14 protein-coding genes, 1 tRNA gene and 2 pseudogenes are annotated in these 18,149 nt (G+C 62.0%); 10 read left to right on the top strand and 7 right to left on the bottom strand.

Going from position 1 to position 18,149, the window contains the following annotated elements:
* Positions 1-44 precede the first annotated feature (44 nt).
* Together ACVMIH_RS10185 and ACVMIH_RS10180 are read left to right on the top strand one after the other, a co-directional pair.
* On the top strand, positions 45-290 hold the full coding sequence (locus tag ACVMIH_RS10185; RefSeq protein WP_021080574.1) for a FliM/FliN family flagellar motor switch protein: 246 nt from the start codon (positions 45-47) through the stop codon (positions 288-290).
* A gap of 93 nt (positions 291-383) precedes the next feature.
* Positions 384-468 (top strand) — tRNA-Leu (locus ACVMIH_RS10180).
* A gap of 219 nt (positions 469-687) precedes the next feature.
* Here ACVMIH_RS10180 and ACVMIH_RS10175 read toward each other — a convergent pair.
* The 3 genes from ACVMIH_RS10175 to ACVMIH_RS10165 are packed head-to-tail and all read right to left on the bottom strand — an operon-like array spanning position 688 to position 4,717.
* Positions 688-1,728: a DUF354 domain-containing protein gene (locus ACVMIH_RS10175; protein WP_456861561.1), complete on the bottom strand. Its 1,041-nt coding sequence runs from the start codon at positions 1,726-1,728 to the stop codon at positions 688-690.
* On the bottom strand, positions 1,712-3,742 hold the full coding sequence (locus ACVMIH_RS10170) for a hypothetical protein (RefSeq protein ID WP_057020852.1): 2,031 nt from the start codon (positions 3,740-3,742) through the stop codon (positions 1,712-1,714). Before ACVMIH_RS10170 ends, ACVMIH_RS10175 begins: the two co-directional genes overlap by 17 nt.
* 24 nt (positions 3,743-3,766) lie before the next feature.
* The gene (locus ACVMIH_RS10165) at positions 3,767-4,717 is read right to left on the bottom strand and encodes a glycosyltransferase family 2 protein (RefSeq protein WP_050385720.1); all 951 of its coding nucleotides are present in this window, start codon (positions 4,715-4,717) and stop codon (positions 3,767-3,769) included.
* A gap of 335 nt (positions 4,718-5,052) precedes the next feature.
* On the opposite strand from ACVMIH_RS10165, the gene ACVMIH_RS10160 reads away from it, so the two are divergent.
* The 6 genes and pseudogenes from ACVMIH_RS10160 (at position 5,053) to ACVMIH_RS10135 (ending at position 11,548) form a co-directional block, all read left to right on the top strand.
* Positions 5,053-5,850 carry a class I SAM-dependent methyltransferase gene (locus ACVMIH_RS10160; RefSeq protein WP_456861558.1) on the top strand — a complete coding sequence of 266 codons (798 nt, stop codon included), beginning with the start codon at positions 5,053-5,055 and terminating at the stop codon, positions 5,848-5,850.
* Between the two features lie 29 nt (positions 5,851-5,879).
* On the top strand, positions 5,880-6,857 hold the full coding sequence (locus ACVMIH_RS10155) for a polysaccharide deacetylase family protein (RefSeq protein ID WP_199805371.1): 978 nt from the start codon (positions 5,880-5,882) through the stop codon (positions 6,855-6,857).
* A gap of 70 nt (positions 6,858-6,927) precedes the next feature.
* Positions 6,928-8,127, top strand: a complete 1,200-nt coding sequence (locus ACVMIH_RS10150) for a hypothetical protein (RefSeq protein WP_456861556.1) — start codon at positions 6,928-6,930, stop codon at positions 8,125-8,127.
* A 103-nt stretch (positions 8,128-8,230) separates the two neighbouring features.
* Complete coding sequence (locus ACVMIH_RS10145) at positions 8,231-9,166, top strand: lysylphosphatidylglycerol synthase domain-containing protein (RefSeq protein ID WP_456861554.1); 936 nt, start codon at positions 8,231-8,233, stop codon at positions 9,164-9,166.
* 19 nt (positions 9,167-9,185) lie between these two features.
* Positions 9,186-11,114, top strand: a complete 1,929-nt coding sequence (locus ACVMIH_RS10140) for a hypothetical protein (protein WP_456861552.1) — start codon at positions 9,186-9,188, stop codon at positions 11,112-11,114.
* A gap of 61 nt (positions 11,115-11,175) precedes the next feature.
* Positions 11,176-11,548, top strand: a pseudogene (locus ACVMIH_RS10135) (hypothetical protein).
* A gap of 6 nt (positions 11,549-11,554) precedes the next feature.
* Here the strand turns inward: ACVMIH_RS10135 and ACVMIH_RS10130 are convergent.
* Both ACVMIH_RS10130 and ACVMIH_RS10125 read right to left on the bottom strand, forming a co-directional pair.
* Positions 11,555-12,931: a polysaccharide deacetylase family protein gene (locus tag ACVMIH_RS10130; protein WP_253639677.1), complete on the bottom strand. Its 1,377-nt coding sequence runs from the start codon at positions 12,929-12,931 to the stop codon at positions 11,555-11,557.
* A gap of 96 nt (positions 12,932-13,027) precedes the next feature.
* Entirely contained in the window at positions 13,028-13,843 is an 816-nt protein-coding gene (locus ACVMIH_RS10125; RefSeq protein ID WP_057020842.1) for a polysaccharide deacetylase family protein, read from the bottom strand.
* An 84-nt stretch (positions 13,844-13,927) separates the two neighbouring features.
* Between ACVMIH_RS10125 and mgtE the strand changes: the two genes are divergently transcribed.
* Positions 13,928-15,349, top strand: a complete 1,422-nt coding sequence (mgtE, locus tag ACVMIH_RS10120; RefSeq protein WP_057020841.1) for a magnesium transporter — start codon at positions 13,928-13,930, stop codon at positions 15,347-15,349.
* A gap of 126 nt (positions 15,350-15,475) precedes the next feature.
* Positions 15,476-15,796 (top strand): helix-turn-helix domain-containing protein, encoded by a 321-nt coding sequence (locus ACVMIH_RS10115; RefSeq protein ID WP_028343385.1) that lies wholly within the window; start codon positions 15,476-15,478, stop codon positions 15,794-15,796.
* A gap of 255 nt (positions 15,797-16,051) precedes the next feature.
* On the opposite strand, the pseudogene ACVMIH_RS10110 reads toward ACVMIH_RS10115, so the two are convergent.
* Positions 16,052-16,903 (bottom strand): annotated as a pseudogene (locus ACVMIH_RS10110) (DDE-type integrase/transposase/recombinase); the annotation flags it as partial.
* Between the two features lie 687 nt (positions 16,904-17,590).
* The gene (locus tag ACVMIH_RS10105; RefSeq protein WP_456861550.1) at positions 17,591-18,118 is read right to left on the bottom strand and encodes a DUF6428 family protein; all 528 of its coding nucleotides are present in this window, start codon (positions 18,116-18,118) and stop codon (positions 17,591-17,593) included.
* Between the last annotated feature and the right edge of the window lie 31 nt (positions 18,119-18,149).

Here is an 18,149-nt window from a genome sequence, read left to right as displayed (position 1 = left end):
GGTCAGGTGAACCCACAATCTAGTTCCCGTTCGGCGGTTCAGAAGTGCCCACCCTCGATAAAGTCAGCGTTGATCTCATGGTGGTCCTCGGCACCACCACGATGCCGATTCACCAGGTCATGCGGCTGTCCCGCGGCGCCATCATCGAACTGGATGCCACCGAGGCCGACGAGGTCAAGATCCTCGCCAACAACCTGCCGGTGGCCAGCGGCGTGGTCCTGGTCGACCGCAACCGGATTGCGGTCGAGGTCAAGCAAATGCTGCCGAAATCTCCCGGGGTTCGCAGTTAATTCCCGCATTAATCGCCTTGTCCCTGCATCCGTGATTTGTTACATGGCCCCGTCGATCCGGCGGTGCCTTCGGGGTTCCATCCGGTATCCCAAGCGCTCGTGGCGGAATTGGTAGACGCGCTGCCTTGAGGTGGCAGTGGGTAACACCGTGGGGGTTCGAGTCCCTCCGAGCGCACCATAAACCCAAGTTTCCATCTGAAATCATTAAGCTTTTTCCGGGTGTTGCCCGGGAATGCCACTGTGCGCGTGTGGCCCGGCAAGGTGCTGTCGAATGGCTGGTCGCGCGGTTGGGGCGATGACAGTTGGAGGCGCCGATCGAATCGCGGGACCTCAGCTGCCGCTTCCGGCGAGGCTAAGCTAGGTCTCGACGCGTGACCTCAACACGCGCGACCGGCCATCATGCAAAGCCGTTATCAAACTGCTTGAGCAGCCAGTCGGTGAGGTCGACTTTCTCGGCCAGTACCCGCGCGTGCCGCTGCGCCATCGTCGCTTCCAATGCTGGATCAGCGACCATGTCCGACACGAGCCTCACCAGTTCCTCGAACTGCTGGGGCTTGAAGCCCCAGGCCAACCGATACCGCTGTTCCAGTTCAGCGATCACGGAGCAGCGCCCGACGAAGCTGTTGCAGCGGATCGCGGGGCGCCCGAGCAAAGCCGCCTCCATCGTCATCGTCTGGCTGTCGCTGATCAGTATCTTCGCGTGAGCCAGAAGATCGTGCATGGTCTCGGGCGGAGCCTTCAGAGCGTATGGCTGAAGCCGCGGCGCGATCGAGCTTTCTGCGTTGATGAAGACGCGGCCATGCGGTTCGAGCAACGCAATCAATCGAAGCACCTGAGCCTCGGAAAGCCCGCTCTCGCCGGCGTCATGATGAGCCGTCAGCGAAACCAGCCGTATGATGAAGTATGGCTCGCGAGGTTCTATTCCCAACAGGCGCACCACGTCCTGGTCGGGCTTGAAATGGTTCGGGTGGAGGTAGGCCAGCTCATGATAGCTGTCGTGAGTCCGCACCTTTGCGGTCTTTTTGTCCCGCAGGACGGCCGGTATGACGATGCGATTTGCGAAAGGATAGGTAATCTTCGCGAACAGCGGCACGTAATCGGCGTCGTCTTCGTTCAGGACGATCGAGGGCCTGCCAATGACGCGGCCGACGTGAGCAACCGATACAGACGTGCCGACAAGGAAATCCGGTCTGTCCGGAAGCGCGGCTTTCAGGACCTGCCAGTTGTGGATCGCAAGCTCGATGGCGCTGCCGACAAGGCCCCGGCGCGGCTTCGAGGCGACGGTATAGGGCAGGCCGTAGTGATCGAGCAATCCACCGACAATGCCGCGATCACGGATCGTGACCGTGATCTTGTCGCCACGCGCCTGCATGCGCTGCGCCACGTTTCGGAAAAGGTGAACGTGCGCGGGATGGCCGATATCAAACAGAACGTGCATCGCTCTTGTGAACTTTGCTGGGATAGAGCGTTGGGATCTGAGCGATGCGCTCCAGCACCTCGGTGGGATCGAGACCGATTACGCCGCAATACCACGCGATCGATTCGAAGCGCGGGATGTTCTCCATTTCGACGAGACGAAGCGCGCTCGCTCGATCGAGCACGCCCTCTCGAATCTGGTTCGAGCGGAAGGTGTCATTCTCGCTAAAGCCCGCGACCCGCGTATAAATGTAGTTATAGAAAGCAGCCGTCCCATCTCCGATGCGCCAGGTCGAGCGCGTATCGTTGGCGGTCTCCCAGTCGTATTGATCGATCAGCGTGTCGTTTACTTCGCTCTCGACCCAGGGAATGTAGTCGAACAGTCGGAGATATTCGTGCTTGATCGAATAGTAGCTGAAAAAGGCGCCGGCGGTGTCGAGAAGCGATTTGTTGATGTAGCGCGGGTTGAGCAGGAATTCCTTGCCGTAGTAGCTCGCCATCTGAAGCTGCGCGAATTGTGACGGCCGGTGACCAAGGGTGGGCGGCACACCACAAAAGCCGGCCTTGAAATGTGTCTTCTCCAGCGGATTGGAAGCAAGCACCGTAGCTTCGAGGTGAAGCTTTTTCGCGAGGTCGTTGGCGTAGTAGAAATACTGCTTGTCGCCGGCCATGAAGAGGGGAACCATTCCAAGTGACGGCCGCTTGAGCCAAGCAGAGACGTTGCGACGAATGTTTGCTCGCTTTTCGGCAATGTCGGCCGAGACGAGAATATGCTCGACCTTGAGCGCCCCGCACATCCGCGCCTGGTTGCGGCGCGCCAAGTCCGTAATCATTCCCCAGTCGTAGGTGTAGGCGATCGGCTTTAGGCCGAGCTCACGCACCGCGTAGTGAAGGCCAAAGCTGCTGTCGCGTCCTCCGCTCAGCGTGATGAGGCAGTCGGCGGAGGCGCCGTTGCGCCGTGCCTTCAGCTTGTTGGCTTCGGCCTCCAGGGCAGGACGCCCCAGATAAGTCTTCGGTTGGTGGCTCTGGCAGAAGTTGCAGACGCCGCTAGCATCGAAAGCGATGAAAGGGACTGTTTCCGGCAAAATACAGCGGGTGCACCGGCGCAATGCCTTGATCGGTTGCGGATCGATTTCGAAGCGCGAGAAGTTGCCAAGCCTGACTGCGGGCATCGAATTGAAGGTTGTGGCATTGCGGACCTTGGCGGGTGTGTCGTCCCGGATCTCGCGCCGCCGCGGGGCGATCGCCGGCGTCTCCTCGGTGTCGGCGCCAAGATCGATCTCGTGGCTGACCAGCGTATCGAGCCCGATCAGCAATGCGCTGCCAGCCTTGATCTGTCGGATAGCGTCCGGACGCGCAGGCCAGGCCAGGCCTGGCGTGGTCAGGAATTCCTCCAGAATGTAGCGCTCGGAGGCGAAGACGATTGTGTCCTCGGCCGGGCTCGGCGCCACATAAAGAGAGCCGTTATTCGTTGCTAGGACCATGCAGTTGAGGTCGTCGGACACGAGTGCGGTCGAAACCGTCCCAAGCAACCTGCGGAATGTCGAGCGCATCGCGTTGGCGAGCGATTCGCCCCGATCGAGATGCTGGCGAAGCAACTGGAGCATCACTTCGGTGTCGACCTCGGCCTTCCGCTCGGCCGTGTTTATGGTTCGCCACAGATCTTCGTCATTGACGATGATGCCGTTGTGAACGCCCAAGATGCCGCCGGCAAGAACCGGCTGGTTGTTCGCGTGCAGGTTTTGAGTGCCGTTCGTGACGAGTCTCGAATGTCCGAAGATAGCGATGGGTTCGCGGGACCGGTAGAGCGTGTCCAGAGCGCCCTTGAAGAAGGGAGCAAAGTCCGTCGAGGCGAGAAAATCGCGCGGACGCTGCGCACTTTTGCGAAAGGTGACGGTGGTCGGACCAATGATGGCGAGCCCGGAGGATTCCTTGCCGCGTGTTTCCGACAGGAGGAACAGCCGTGAGACGGCGCGTTCCAAGATCTCGCGATCAAGCGCGCCCGGGCTCGTAATCACTCCGAAAATGCCGCACATCGCAACCGCTCGCCGTCGCTCGACCTATTTCAGGTGCTTGTTCATTTCCATGTCAAGCCACATGGCAAACATGACGGATTGCCAGCCCATCAAGACAAGGAATGTCGTGAAAAGCGGTGTGTTGTCTGCCACGAATCCAATGAAGAGCCGATGCATCACAACGTAGAGTCCGACGAGCATGCCGAGCGACAGCAAAACAGCGCCCGTGAAGTAGAACAGCACCAACGGATGAAAGTCGCGGATGATATATTTCTGCAGCATGCGATAGGCAAACAATCGCACGAGCAACAGTGACAGCCTCGGCACGAGGCGAATTGGCTTGATGCCCGATTGTTCGCCGATACCGTAGATCGGCTTGATCGGGATGTCGCGTACCCTGAAATCAAAGATATTCAGTTTCACGAGCATGTCGTTCGGCATCCCGTACCGCTTGTAGATGTCGTCCAGATTCAGCGTCTTGAGCACCTTCCGGTTGGCCACGGTGTAACCGGTTTGCGAGTCCGCCACGTGCCAATAGCCCGAGGCGATCTTGGTCAACATCGAAAGCAATCCGTTACCGATGTAGCGAACGCGCGGAATCAGGTTCCACGCCTCACCGGTGAAGAGCCGGTTTCCCTTGGCGTAGTCTGTCTCATCGGCAATGACGGGCTCAAGCAGTGCGTGCAGGTCGCCGGGGTCCATTTGCGCGTCGCCGGCCATGACGGCCGTCGCATCGATGTCGTGGTCGCGCGCCCAGCGATAACCGGCGGCGATCGCCCCACCGACACCTTCATTTTTGGGCAGCCGAATCAGTATGACGCGTTCGGGCTGTGCGGCAGAATAGCGCTCGACGATCTCGGCGGTGCGGTCGCGGCTCTGGTCGTCCACGCAGACGATGTGGTCGACAAACTCCGGCATGGTCTCGATGACGCGGCCGATCAGTTTTTCCTCGTTGTAACAAGGCACCACAACCGCGACAGTCTTCGATTTATACATGCGCATTTCCCGCCGCGGCGCGGCTTCGTGAGTCGTAGGCCGGTTGGGGAACCTGCTTAAGCCTCTGTTCCAGGTTGAACCACCCTGCTTGAATGCGGTATCTGCAGTTTCGTCAATAGGCTGTCCATCGACGCGTCGGTCCGGAGATCGCGCTCGGCTCCAATTTTTCTGGCTCTCGTGTCTGAATTTGTTGCATTTTCGACTTTGGTGCCGGCGAAGGGGCAGCAGGCCAAGCCCGCGGATTCGCGTCTTCAGGCGGGTTGCATCATATTGACTAGTAAGATCAATAAGATGCGTCAATATCAACTTCGACGGGCAGGCGCGGGTCGCACTCCATGAACGAGGAAACGCTCCGCTTCTACAACCTGCAGGCGAAAAACTACATTGCGCTCAGAGCCCGCCCCATTCAGGTTTATACCGACAGGCTCGAGCGGGAGGCCATGGCCCCGCTCGTCGCGGCGGCGACAAATATCCTCGACCTTGGCTGCGGCGAGGGACGTTTGACGCGGTGGCTTGCGCAAAGCAAGCGAGATCAGGGCGGAGATTTCACCGTGCACGGTGCGGACTTCAGCCCCGAAATGATCGCCCATGCGCGGGCCCTGAATGGCGACCTCCCGGCAACCTACGGTATTGGCGATGCGATGGCGTTGCCGTTTCCGGACAACAGCTTTGATCTGGTCGTATCGTGCACGGCCCCCAACAATTTTCCCGACCTGAACGCTGCCCTCGATGAAATCCGTCGAGTGCTGCGGCCGGGCGGTACATTCTGCGCAACGATCATAAACAGCCAGGAGGCGGCACGCTTCGCGCGCTATCTCTACTACTCGCCTTATTATCTTGCGAAGCTTGCGCAGCGCATCGTGAAGGGGGCGTCGAGCTATCACCGCGTCTTGTTCTCTCGCGAAGAGCTCGAGCGGCTGTTACAGGGCCGCTTCAAGATGACAGAGATATCCGGAATGCGGCTCATTCCCGATTTCGTGCCGGAATTTCCGCTGAACATCTGGCCGCCCTTGTTTCCGGTCATGTCGGGCCTGATCGACGCTACGCAGAGCCTTGATCATTGGCTTGCAAAGCATCCGACATTCGGACGCCGCGCCCGTTTCCACCTTGTGATTGCACAGGCAGTGAAATGAAGCCGGGACGACAGCGCCCGAAATTCGTCGTGACCGTAGACGTCGAGGACTTCTTCGAGCCGCGGCCTCCGATCGACACCTATCGGGGCCATAACGCCGGGCGCGATTACGCAACTCCGCGCATCATGGATATCCTCGAAAGACACGGCGGCCGCGGCACCTTCTTTGTCGATGTCCAGAACCGCCGGACCGTCAGCGAGGAACTCGTTGCCGGCGTGACGCGCGAGATCGCCGAGCGTGGCCATGAGGTTGGCCTGCACACCCATCCGGCCTTTCCGGAGGGAAAGCGTGGATACGGAATGGCGCAGACGATGAAGACGCTGTCGCTCGACGAGCAGCGCCGGTTCATCTCCGAAGGGGTGGCGCTGATTGAAGCCTGGACCGGCCGACCGCCTGTCAGCCATCGCGCCGGCGGCTACGGCGCCAACTACGATACGCTCGCTGCCCTGGAGCAAAATGGCATCGGGATCGATTCGAGTGTTTTTTACGGCTATCCGCACTGCGGGCTCAATGATCCCCCGCTCACAGCGAACGCCGTTGTTCGGCATGGCGATCTGCTCGAAGTTCCCGTGACCGTGACGCGCTGCGATCTTGCGCTTGGACCGGCCCGCCTGCTGTCGCTGACGAAGAAGCTCGATCCGGACTGGTGCAGTCCCGGCGAGTTGCGCCGCCAAATCGAAGCCGTCTTGGCGTCCGGTCAGCAAATCATCGTGCTGTTCTTGCATTCCTATTCGTTGATAGATATCGAACGCGGGTTTCGGCCGGACGAACGCGCCTGCGCGGTTCTCGATGAATTGCTGGCCGACTGCGTCGGTCGTTTTGACGGAGAGATTACGACGCTGGAGCGTGCGGCTCGCGCCGTCGATCCAGTCTCCAGCAAGGAAGCGGTAGGCCAATCGCCACCGGTCGTTCGCTCCGATCTGCTGTTTCGCAATGTCGAGCTCATCGGTTGGCTGATGCGAAAAGTACGGCTGCGGCACTTGAAGATTTTGGTCGGGCAACGGTAGCGGCCTAGCCTGTTGCACACACGATAGAGTAAATGGCTACAGCGCGCTTTTTTGTAGAAGGCCTCCACGCATGATGACCGGTCAAGGTCCGGCTTCGGATCGGGATCTACTCGACCGTGTTCGCGCAGCGTCCGATGCTCTCGGCAACTGGCTTGAGCAAAACGACTATGCCGGCAACGATCCTTATCAGCTGGACAACATTATTTCCCAGGTTGGCAGCCGACCTATCATCGGGCCGCTCATGCACTTTGCCCGCCGAACGCTCAAGCCCTACCACGCGCTGATCCCGAAACGCCTGTTCCAGGCGGCCCCGGCCATTGTGATGCCACAAGCACTCGGAGATAGCCTCGCGGGTGAAGCTCGCCAACCCGACGGCAAGGTTTCGCGTCAACGAGCGGCGAGGTTGCTGACCCTGCTGGAGGACACGCGTAGCCCGCTGGCTCGCAATGCAGCTTGGGGTTTGCCGTTCAACTGGGGAGGAACGGGAAAGCACCCGAAGCATTGGCCGACCACAATTACGTCCACCATCGTGTTGACCGGTCTCCTCGATGCCATCCATCTGCTCGACCGCGACCGGGGGCTGGCGCTGCTCGAATCCGGCATACGTTTCATGCTGGAAGAGGCTGGCATGATCGAGTTGCCCGAAGGCGCCTGTATCTATTTTGGTCCGGGCGACACGCGCCTGATAATCAATGCCAGTGTTGCAGCCGCCGGCCTGCTGGCCCGGGCGGGCAGGGTGCTTGATCGCGACGAACTCGTCGTGCTTGCCGGGCGGGCAGCCTTGTTCGCCGTCCACCATCAAAATCCCGATGGATCCTGGTTCTATGCGCCGGCGTTCCGCGATCACCCCGTCGACACGATCATCGATAGCCGGCACACCGGCTACATCATCGAGGGGCTTATCGAAGTCAACGCGACAATGGGAGACCAGCGTATCGCGGACGCGATCGGGCGCGGTTGGGGTTATATGCAGGCCCAATTGATCGACGACGACAAGCCGCGTTGGAGTCCCGAGCAGACCTGGCCAATCGATTCCCACGATGTCGCACAGAGCATCATGACCGCATTGGCCTACGGGGATAAAAGTCTGGCAAAGCGCCACATGGCTTTTGCCATGGATCGCTTTTATGCCGGTGACGGCAAGTTCCGTTACAAGGCGTTCGAGAACGGCAACAACAACGACGCCATCTTCATTCGCTGGACGCAAGCACCGATGTACAAGGCGACCGGCAGATATCTGGCGAACTTTTCCGTCACGGAGCGTGGATGAAAACCCTCACCCGCCGCTCGCTGCGAGCCGGATTGCCACGCGGCTCCTCGCACGCCGGGAACCTCTCTTGCGGCTCGAACTCAATTGAGAGGCACGGAGCCTGATGGGTCTGCTTACTCGCAAGCGGTTGCTTTGGGGCGCGGCCTTCATTGTGGGCGCTGCGGCGCTATTCTATTTGGTCGATCGCATCGATTGGCACACTCTTCGGTCGATCTCGATTCAGACGTTACTCGTACTCTGCCTTTCGTCGATCGTTATGATTGCGCTGCATGCGGCAGGCGCAGCGACGCTGTTGGCGGGAATGCGTCATCCAGCCAGCCTGATGGATGTCATGATGGCCATGCTGGCAGCGGGCACGGTCAGCCTGGCCGGCGATCCGAAGCTCGGCGTGCCGGCGCGCCTGGCGTTCTACAAGATGCTGGCGGATATCCCGGTGAGTGTCGGCGCGGCTCAAACGACGATCGAAAGCCTTCTTTGGCTGTTCTTGATGGGAGCGGTCCTGGTCATTCCGGGCGAATTGGCAGGTGATCGTGCACTGCCGCTTTCGCTCGCGGCCGCGGCATTGCTGATCGCCGGCCTCGCAGTCGTGGGACTTGGTCCGGCGGTGTTGGACAAGATGTGGGTACTCGGCCCGTTGTTTCGGGCCTCCGGGCCGATCCGTCGGTTCGTCTTCGATCTGCGAAACGCAATGTTCGGGATTAAGCCATTTGCGCTGGTTGTCGCGACGTTGTGGCTTGCGACAACCTATGTGGTCGACGTCGCCTCGATTTGGTATCTCGGCCGGGCCTTGGGTGCTGATCTTCCCCTTGTGGCCATCGGGCACGCGATCGTCATTTCTTATCTGGCCGGCGCAGTTTCCCTGCTGCCGTTGGGATTGGGGGTGCGTGACGTCACGTTCGTGCTGCTGTTGCAGCAGGCTGGAGCTTCCGCGGAGACGGCTGCAGCGCTTGCTCTGATTCACCGCACCGTACGCACGGTTCTTCCGCTGCTGATTGGTTTCGCCGTCTCCGGACTGATCGCAACGCGTTCTCGGCCGTAAACGACGAAGGGACAATGGCTTGAGCACTCCGTTTCTGATCGGCCAGCTCGTTCTAGCTTCCGGCTTGGCGAGGTTTTTCTATGTCTTCGACAGCGTCCTCCCGATTCCTCCGTTTGGGCGTATCGCCTTCGGAGTGGCAACGACCAGCTTTGTCTCAGCGTGTCTGCTGTTGCTGCTCACGCTTGTTGCACCTGGGCTGGCTCTTGGAGGGCACGCCAGCGCGCCATTCATCGTTGGATTGGCGTTGCTTGTAACGCCTTGGAAAGGACCGGCGCCTCGCGGTCCCAAGAACCACCGCGCCCTGCGCGATCCGGTCGTTCTGGCTTCGGTCGTGGCCGTACTGATGGTGGCCTGCATTATCGTGCCGCGGCTCTGGTTCTATGCCGGCCAGGTGACCGGCAATTCCGACGCAATGCAGTACCTTGCAGAAGCGCGGCAACTTCTTTCGCAACGTAGCTTCTTCGATGCCTCCGGGATCGGAGGCCTTTCCGACGGCACTCTGCGCGGCGATCCCCATGGCCTGCTCTGGCCTGCCTACAACGCGTCGGCCCTGCTTTGGTCCAGTCTCGGCGGGGCCGGATTGAGCGACGAAATGGTGCCGCGCGTCGCATTCCAGCTGACGATCATCACCTATGTTGCGGCGGGCATAGCTCTCGCGAGCGCTGCGCAGGTGCGTGGCTTGGCGATCCTTCTGCCGTTTCTGATTCTGGCGGTCCCTCTCATCCACAGCGGATCAATCGACGGCAGCCGCGACGTATTCCGACTAACGGCGCTCTTGCTGCTTTGCACGTTTCTCGTGGCGCAGTGGCAAGGCGGTGCGCGTTACCCAAGCGTCGGAGCTGCGCTATTGGGCGTCGTGCTCGGCGGCTGGGCGATGCAGGGCCATGCACTTTCCATTGTCCTTGTGCCGCTGATTGTCGCGCCCTGGACGCTTCTGAGCGTTTCATTCGGGCAGTCCCCGATGCGCAATGCGCTGCTGACCGCCGCAGTGGCTGCAGGCTATTGCCTGGGCGGCCTTCACGTCGCAATGGCCTATTACAAGACCGGCTCCCTGACCGGCGACAACGTTGACGCAGCCCGGGTCGCCGCCGGTACGCTCTATGCGCACAGCATCGAAGCGCGAGATACGGCACGTATCGGCGAAGGTGCAGTCCTGTCTAGCCGGCTCCTCATCAGTTTTGCCAGGGACGGTGGATGGCCGAGCGCAGCGGCGCTTGTCGTCTTGTTCGCGACGATAGTCTGGTACGCCGTCCAGCGAGCTTTGGCCCGAGGTCGCTCGACACTCCAGTCGATCGACTGGCGGATCGGAGCCATGTTTGCGGCGTGGTTTCTCAGCCAGATGCTTCTGCTGTTGGGCGCCTTCGATGCCGGATACTACAATCTGTCGAGTTGGACAGTGTTGAATGCGCGCTACGCGATGCAGTTTTACATGTTCGCGGCTCTGTTCGTCGCTTGGGGAATAGCGGTTGCTCCGGTTGCGCTGACCGCCACGTCAACAAGCGTCGAGCGCCGCGAAACCTGGACCCGGGCTGCCTTGTCGTTGGCGATTCTCGGTGTGGCTGTTGCCACAACCTGCATTCTCGTCCAGCGATGGACGTACTATTCAACGAGCGGCTATCAACGGGTTGCCAAGCAGTTGAACGCTTTGACCGCGGGGCTGCCGCCAACGTGTCGGGTATTGGCCGAGGATACCGGCATCAATTTTCTCGCTCAACGGCAGGTTCTGCAACTCTACAGCAAATATATGCGCGACCTTCTCGTCGAGCGCGACAAGGAAAAGCTGCTGCATGAGCTCGACAAGCGCGATATCTGCGCAGTTGTTCTCTATGACGGGTTATATGTCGACATGGCCGGGCCTGCGGCGCCGCTTCTTGAAGCGCTGGCCTCGCCGAACTTCAAGATGTATGGCGTAGAGCCATGGCGCATCTACGTGCGGGCGGCGCCCTAACTGGCGACTTCGGCAACGCGAGCAATCGCGCGGCTGCAAGCTTGCCTTACCGGAGCGCCTGATGATCTTTGCGAGCTACGCCTACCGTGTGGTCTCCAACTTCGTGTTCCTGGGGCTGGTCTATTTCACGCTGAACCTTCTGGAGAAGTACGAGCAGCGCGCGACGGTCGCAATTCTGGTCCTGGTCTATGCGGCGATGCACGCCTTTCGGCCTGCGCTCGTTCTATTTCTTCCAGCGCATCGAGCGCCTGGAGGGTGAGACGCGGCGGCTCGCCGCGGCGGCCGGCGAGGGGCCAAATGGTGTCGCCTCGCGCAGGCAGATCGTCGCCGATGTCACCGTGCTCAGGCATGCTGGCGGGATCAAATCCTATATCGATATCTTCTTCCTGGCGCTGGTGATCCTGCTCTGCGTCGCCAAGATCCTGGCCAGCTAAATCACGTCAATCAGGCACGCGCCTGCCAGCCGACGCCTCGGCGCGCGGCGCGCGCTTCTTCACATTATTGGCGACGTGGACTGACGCGTTGTCGGCAGCCGGCGGCGCGACATGCAAGGGCGCGCCGTGGCCTCGGCCGTGCGCCGGGGCGGGCCCCTGATGCGCAGCCTGCTTCGGATGCCTGGCCTGGCGCGCGGAGAACGCCTGCGCGCGCGATACGCCAACGCCAATTGTCGCACGCTGCACGAGGCGGCGATTGGCCGCCGATCGGGCTGCGAGCAGGGTCAGGTCGAGCGCCTCGGGAACGCGGAACACGTCGGGCGCCGGGACCGGCAATGTCGGGACGGATGCGAACGGCGCAAGCTGGGGCTGCGGCCACAACGTGCGGACGGGCATCGCGACCCGGGTGCGCTGTGCGTGGTCGAGGATGTCGGCATCGCGCCAATCCATGTCGGCAAGCACCGGGGCAGGCAGCGTCCGCGTCGCGGTGAAGACGAAGTTCGGAATCCTGGGCCAGCGCGTGGTCGCCACCGTCTCGGTCGGCGGATGCAGGTACCATTGCTGCGGCTGGGTCGGCGTCGCCGGGCGATCGGGCGTTGCGGGCACGACATGAACGATCCGGTAGCCGCGCTCCTTCAGCGTGTTGAGGATGCGCGGCAGCGCCGCAACGGTGCGCGGCTGGATGTCGTGCAGCAGCAGGATGCCCTTGCGCTTGGCTTCGATCCGCTGGATCGCGAGGTCATAGACCCGCTGCGGCGAGATGTGACGCCAGTCGTCCGCGGGGAAGTCGGCGCTCCAGACCTGGATGCCCTGGGACGCCAGATAGGTCTCCGGGATCTCGGCGCGCATCAGGCCGGGAATCCGGAAGAACGGCGCGAGCTTGCTCTTGTCGCCATTGAGGGCTGCGAGCGTCGAGGCAATGCCGTCGTCGACCTCCTGCCGCACCTTCTCGAGCGACATCTTGTTCATCGTCAGCGGATGGTTCTGGCTGTGCGTGCCGACGGTATGTCCGGCCGCGATCAGCTTGCGCACGCCCTCCGGATTGAACCGGGCCTGGGAGCCGATGGTGAAGAAGGTCGCCTTGACGCACTGGCTGGCGAGAATGGCCAGCACCTGGTTGCTATATTTAGGTAGCGGCCCGTCGTCGAAGGTCAGCACCACTTCGTGATCGGCGAGCGGCAAGGTCTCCGGGTACTGCATGGTGCCGATCCGGGGATGCTCCTTGGGATCGACGACGAGGGTCCGCGAGGTGCCGAGTGCGTTGGGGTTAGGGCAGTCTGCGGCGAGGGCGGCGTACGGCGTCATCAAGCCGCAGCCCAGCAGCGCCGCGCGGACCACGGTCCGCGACCGCTTCCGGATCATCACCAAGACGTTTGCAATCATCGAATCTCGGCCGCATTCCAAACGCACTGACGAATCCTTAGGTGCGGCGCCATGAATGCCGCCTTAACGGTCTGTAATCCACCTAGCGTCCCGGGTTCAATGTGTCCGGTCGGACACGGTTTTCAGCGCCGCCGGGACGATGTGGACGACGTGGTATTTATGCTCCTGCAGGTACCTCAAGAAGGCGGGCAGCATCTCGGCTGTCCGCATTTGCGGGTCATGCAGCAGTATAATTCCCTTGCGGTGGCCTTCGAGCCGCCCGGTGAGCAGCTTGAGTTCCTCCTCGGGGGTCATCTTGTTCCAATCGCTGGCCCAGAAATCGGCTCCGAACACCGCGATACCGCGCTTTTCCAGATGGTCCAGCAGGGCGGGTGTCGATTCGAAATAGGGGAACCGGAAGAATGGCGTGCTCGGGACCGTGCTTGCGGTGCCGCGCAGGGCCTTCTGGACCGCTTCGATCCCCCGGTTGATGTTCGCCTCGGCCTGATCCAGCGGGAGCTTGTTGAGATGCGGATGGTCCCAGCTGTGATAGCCGATGCTGTGGCCGAGGCGCGCGATCTTGCGGACCATATCGGGATGATCGGCCGCGTTGCGGCCGACCATGAAGAAGGTTGCCTGCACGCATTCGGCCGCCAGCGCCGTCAGCACCTTGTCGGTGACCCCCGGCGTCGGTCCGTCGTCGAAGGTCAGCACGACCTCGCCATCCCTGAGCGGCAGGGTCTGCGGAAAGCTCTTCAGCCCGACGCGCGGATAGGTCGCGGGGTCGACCTCGAGTACACGTGAGGTGCCGAGCGCGTCCTTGCGCTGGCATTCGGCGGCGTGCGCCGAGCCGAACAGTGCAACAGGCGCGAGCGCGACCAGCGCCGCGAAAGCCTTCCGGAGCGGTCGCGGTGCGCTCGACATCTTTCTCATTGCACTGGGCCCCACCGATTAGGTAATCCGTTCCGCACTCATCCAACCAGTTTTTCCCCTCCTGTCAAACCGGCGAAACACGGCATGGCCGAGAATTTCGACGTTGCCGAACCCGCCGAGGCCGATCCGCTGGCCCGGATGCCGATGCGGGACGAGGAGGGCGAGCTCCGCGGCGAATTCGTCGCGGCGATCACCCGGGCCATCCACGCCGCCGACCGGCCGTTGCTGTGCGAGGTGGTGGCGGAACTGCACGAGGCCGATCTCGGCGACCTGATCGTGGCGCTGGAGCCGGTCGACCGCGTCACCCTGGTCGAGATCACCGGCACCGATTTCGACTTCTCGGCGCTCAACGAGGTCGACGAGACGGTCCGCGAGGAGATCCTCGAGGAACTCGAGCCGGAGACGGTTGCCGAGGGCGTCCGCGAGCTCGAATCCGACGACGCCGTCGAGCTCCTGGAGAGCCTCGACGAGGAGGACCAGGAAGAGATCCTGGAAAAGCTGCCGGCGGCCGAGCGCGAGGACATCGAGCGGAGCCTGCTGTACCCGGAGAATTCCGCCGGCCGGCGGATGCAGACCGAGTTCATCGCGGTGCCGCCGGATTGGAATGTCGGGCAGGCGATCGACTATATGCGCGACACGCCGGATCTGCCGGATCGCTTCTACGAAATATATGTGGTCGATGCCGACAAGCACCTGCTGGGCGTGGTGCCGCTCGACGTGCTGCTGCGCACGCGCCGCCCGGTTCCGATCAAGGACCTGATCGACGAGGACCGCCGCCGGGTCTCCGCGCTGGAGGACCAGGAAGAGGTCGCGCGGATGTTCGGCAAGTACAACCTGGTCGCAGCTCCCGTGGTCGACACCATCGACCGGCTGGTCGGCGTGATCACCATCGACGACGTCGTCGACGTGATCGAGGAGGAGGCAGACGAAGACTTGAAGGCGCTCGGCGGCGTCACCAGCGACGAAGAGCTGTCCGACACGGTGTGGACCATCGCCCGCGGTCGCTTCAACTGGCTCTTGGTCAATCTCGCCACCGCGTTCCTGGCCTCGTCGGTGCTCGGTCTGTTCGAGGGCCAGCTCGAGAAGATGGTGGCGCTTGCGGTGCTGGCGCCGATCGTGGCGAGCCAGGGCGGCAATGCCGCGACCCAGACCATGACGGTCGCGGTGCGCGCGCTCGCCACCCGCGAGCTCGGCCCGTACAACGCGATGCGGGTGGTGCTGCGCGAGACCATGGTCGGGCTCGTCAACGGCATCGCCTTTGCCGTCATCACCGGCGTCGCCGCGGTGGCCTGGTTCAAGATCCCCGGCCTCGGCATCGTGATCGGGCTTGCGATCATCTGCAATCTGGTGGCCGGCGCGCTCGGCGGCATCCTGATCCCGATGGTGCTGGAACGGGTGCGGGCTGACCCCGCGGTCGCCTCCGGCACCTTCGTCACCACCGTCACCGACGTGGTCGGCTTCTTCTCCTTCCTCGGCATCGCCACGCTGTGGTTCGGCCTCAAGTAACGCGCTCGCGGGCAGGGCGGCGCATGGTCCGGGCGCGAGCCGCGCCGGGCCGCTTATCGTTAATCCGAACTTAACGCGCTTCATCGATGATGCCGCTATCTCCAAGCGGCCATCACGGGGGCCATCATGCAGCGGTTGCGGCTCAAGGCGGACGGACGGATCGTCGAATTGCGCGACGGGCAGGAAATCCCGCTCGTGCCCGCACATCCCGACCAGGCGGCGATGCAGCCTGCGGCAGCGCAGCCGGCCGTACGCGATCTGCGCCGCCGGGCCCAGCTCACCCAGCTCGAATTCGCCGCCAAGCTCGGCGTGCCGGTGGAAACCATCCGCAACTGGGAGCAGGGCAAGCGCGCGCCGCGCGGACCCGCCCGCGCGTTGCTCGCCGTGATCGCCCATTCGCCGGAGACGGTGTTCGCCGCGCTGTCGAGCGAGCCGACGGCGGCTTGAGCGGGTAGGGCGCGCTCTATCATCGCTGCAATCTCGGTGTCGTCCCTGCCTAGTGCGCAATTGCGCACGGGAGCAGGGACCCATACTCCGCGGCCCGTGTTGTGAACGGGACTCGTTCGTTCGACCGTCCCGCAACAATGCCGATCTGTGGTTATGGGTCCCTGCTTTCGTGTTCGGTCCCGTGTGATTGGCGAGGGCCTGGATTGGCGCCAGGTAGCCGAGGCATTTGAGGCGGGTCCGATTGTAGTCGTGGACGAACTTGGCGATGAAGGCGTCGCGGTCGGCGTGGTTGACAAAGGTACGGCGCGCGCTGCCCCGTTTGTGTTCGCGGCCGATGGCTTCGGCGATGCGCCGGTTGAAGCGTTCGACGAGGCCGTTGGTTTGCGGGTGGTAGGGCTTGGTCAGGCGATGCTCGATTGCGCGCTGCTTGCAGAGCCGATCAAAGGGGTGGTCGCCGGAAGGCTTCCCGACCGGTTTGTTCTTCTTGTCGACGGCGAAGCGGTCGGTGAACTCGGCTCCGTTGTCGGTCAGGATGGTGTGAACACCGTGCGGAAAGTCGGCCAGGAAGCGTTCGAGGAAGCCGGTCGCGGTCGTTCCGTCTCGCCTGGAATGGATCTCGACGAAGACGTATCGGGTGGCGCGATCGATCGCGACAAAGGCATAACTGGTGCGGCGTTGCAGCGCGGGCAGATACTTCACGTCGATATGGATGAAGCCGATACTGGCATTCTCGAAGACGCCGGCTTTGGGCTTGTCAGGCTTGGCAAGCCGGCTGATGCCATTGCGCTGCAGGCAGCGGTGAATCGCACTACGGGACAGCTTGGCGTTGATGCATCGCCGCATCACCTCAACGATGTCGTCCAGCGGCAATTGGAGCGATGTCCGTAGTTCACAAACGGCCCTTTCTTCAACCGCGGAGAGGCTGGTCGTGAGGTTCTTCGGCCGGTGCGAGCGGTCTTCGACCGTCGTGCGGCTGCGCCAGCGATAAATCGTGGTCTCGCTAACCCCCAGTTCGGCCGCCAATTGGGCGACCGACTTCCGGCTGCGCTGGATGTAGGCACGTGTCTTCGGCGTCGTCGTGGCGTTCGCGTGCAAGCTCAGTTCCATGACACGAGGCGCTCCCTAACAAAGGCCACGCCTCGTTCTACACCGATTCCATCCAACCAATCTGCAGGGACCAAACACTTTCGCAGGGACGACAGCGAGCGTGTTGCGCGAGCTGTGAATCAAGCTTCCGCGTCCTCGCGACATGATCTGCCCGAGCTTTGCTTTTTGTTCCGCCCTCTCTTGAACAGAGGGCGCAGGGAAAGCCGGGTGCCGATCGCACCCATGGGCCCCGAGCAAAAGGTAGAAAGCTCGGGGGTAGGACCACAGGTGTAACCGGAAACAACCCGGCTTTCCCTGCGCGATGGGTTACGGCTTATACGTGCTCTCCCCGGCGAGACTGGGCTTTTTTGTCGCCGCCCTCGCAAACGCTTGCGCACTTTGCGAGAGGACACCTGCCGCTAGGGCGTCAGGCCTGCACGATTTCGCCGTCCGCATCATGCGCACTCGTCAGTTGCGCTTGCCGCGTCCACCGCATCTCACCGCAACACTCCTGACGATGCGCAGCGCCCCTCGATCGGGTGAGACGGGTTATTCATACATTGAGTTGTCCTTCGGATAAAGCGAAATATTTTTGCTCCGAGGGCTTGACCCGTCGGGCAACTCAGTGATCGGCAATTTCCGGGCAGCCTTGGCCGCGAGCGCCAATCCGCGTGACACGTCTGGCCATATCAGGCGTTCAAGCATCCATCACCCGCAGCACGGCTGTTTGGTTTTCGGTGCGCAGCAGAACTGCTGGTCCTGGAGCCATCGGTCGCGCGGCTTGCAGCTCGACGGGCGCGCCGAGAGATGGACGCGGATCGCAGCGTCGCCGGTCTCCATGCGTTCCGCGCGATAGATCTGCATCGGCCGAACACCGTCGCTCACCTCAAAGGTCAGCCTGGCTTGCGGGGCGAAGCCGACCGCCTCGTCGACCTTGCGGATGATCGCAAGAAATTTTCCGGCCGGCATGTGACCGCGGTTTTCCTCCTCGATGTCCCAGAGCTGAATGAAGGTCTCGCTCCAGCTCTCCGGGTTCGCGCCGCAATCGAGCGCCCTGAACGAACCGGTCTTGACTTCGGTCACGTGGTAGCTCGGGCGGACGTCCCGGCCGTCGTAGCTGAAGATCAGCGGTTTCTCCTTGTGCGCCTCAAGGCCGGAAAGGAGGGCCGCGGATGACAGCTCTTCCACCGGAAGCAGGGCGCCGACGATCGAACGGGTATTGGCAAGCGTGTCCATGGCTGCTATCCTCATTTCAACGATTGTTGAA

It is taken from the genome of Bradyrhizobium sp. USDA 4503 (genome assembly GCF_054055815.1).
Note: the sequence above shows the minus strand (reverse complement) of the source record. Positions and strands in the feature narration are given on the sequence as shown.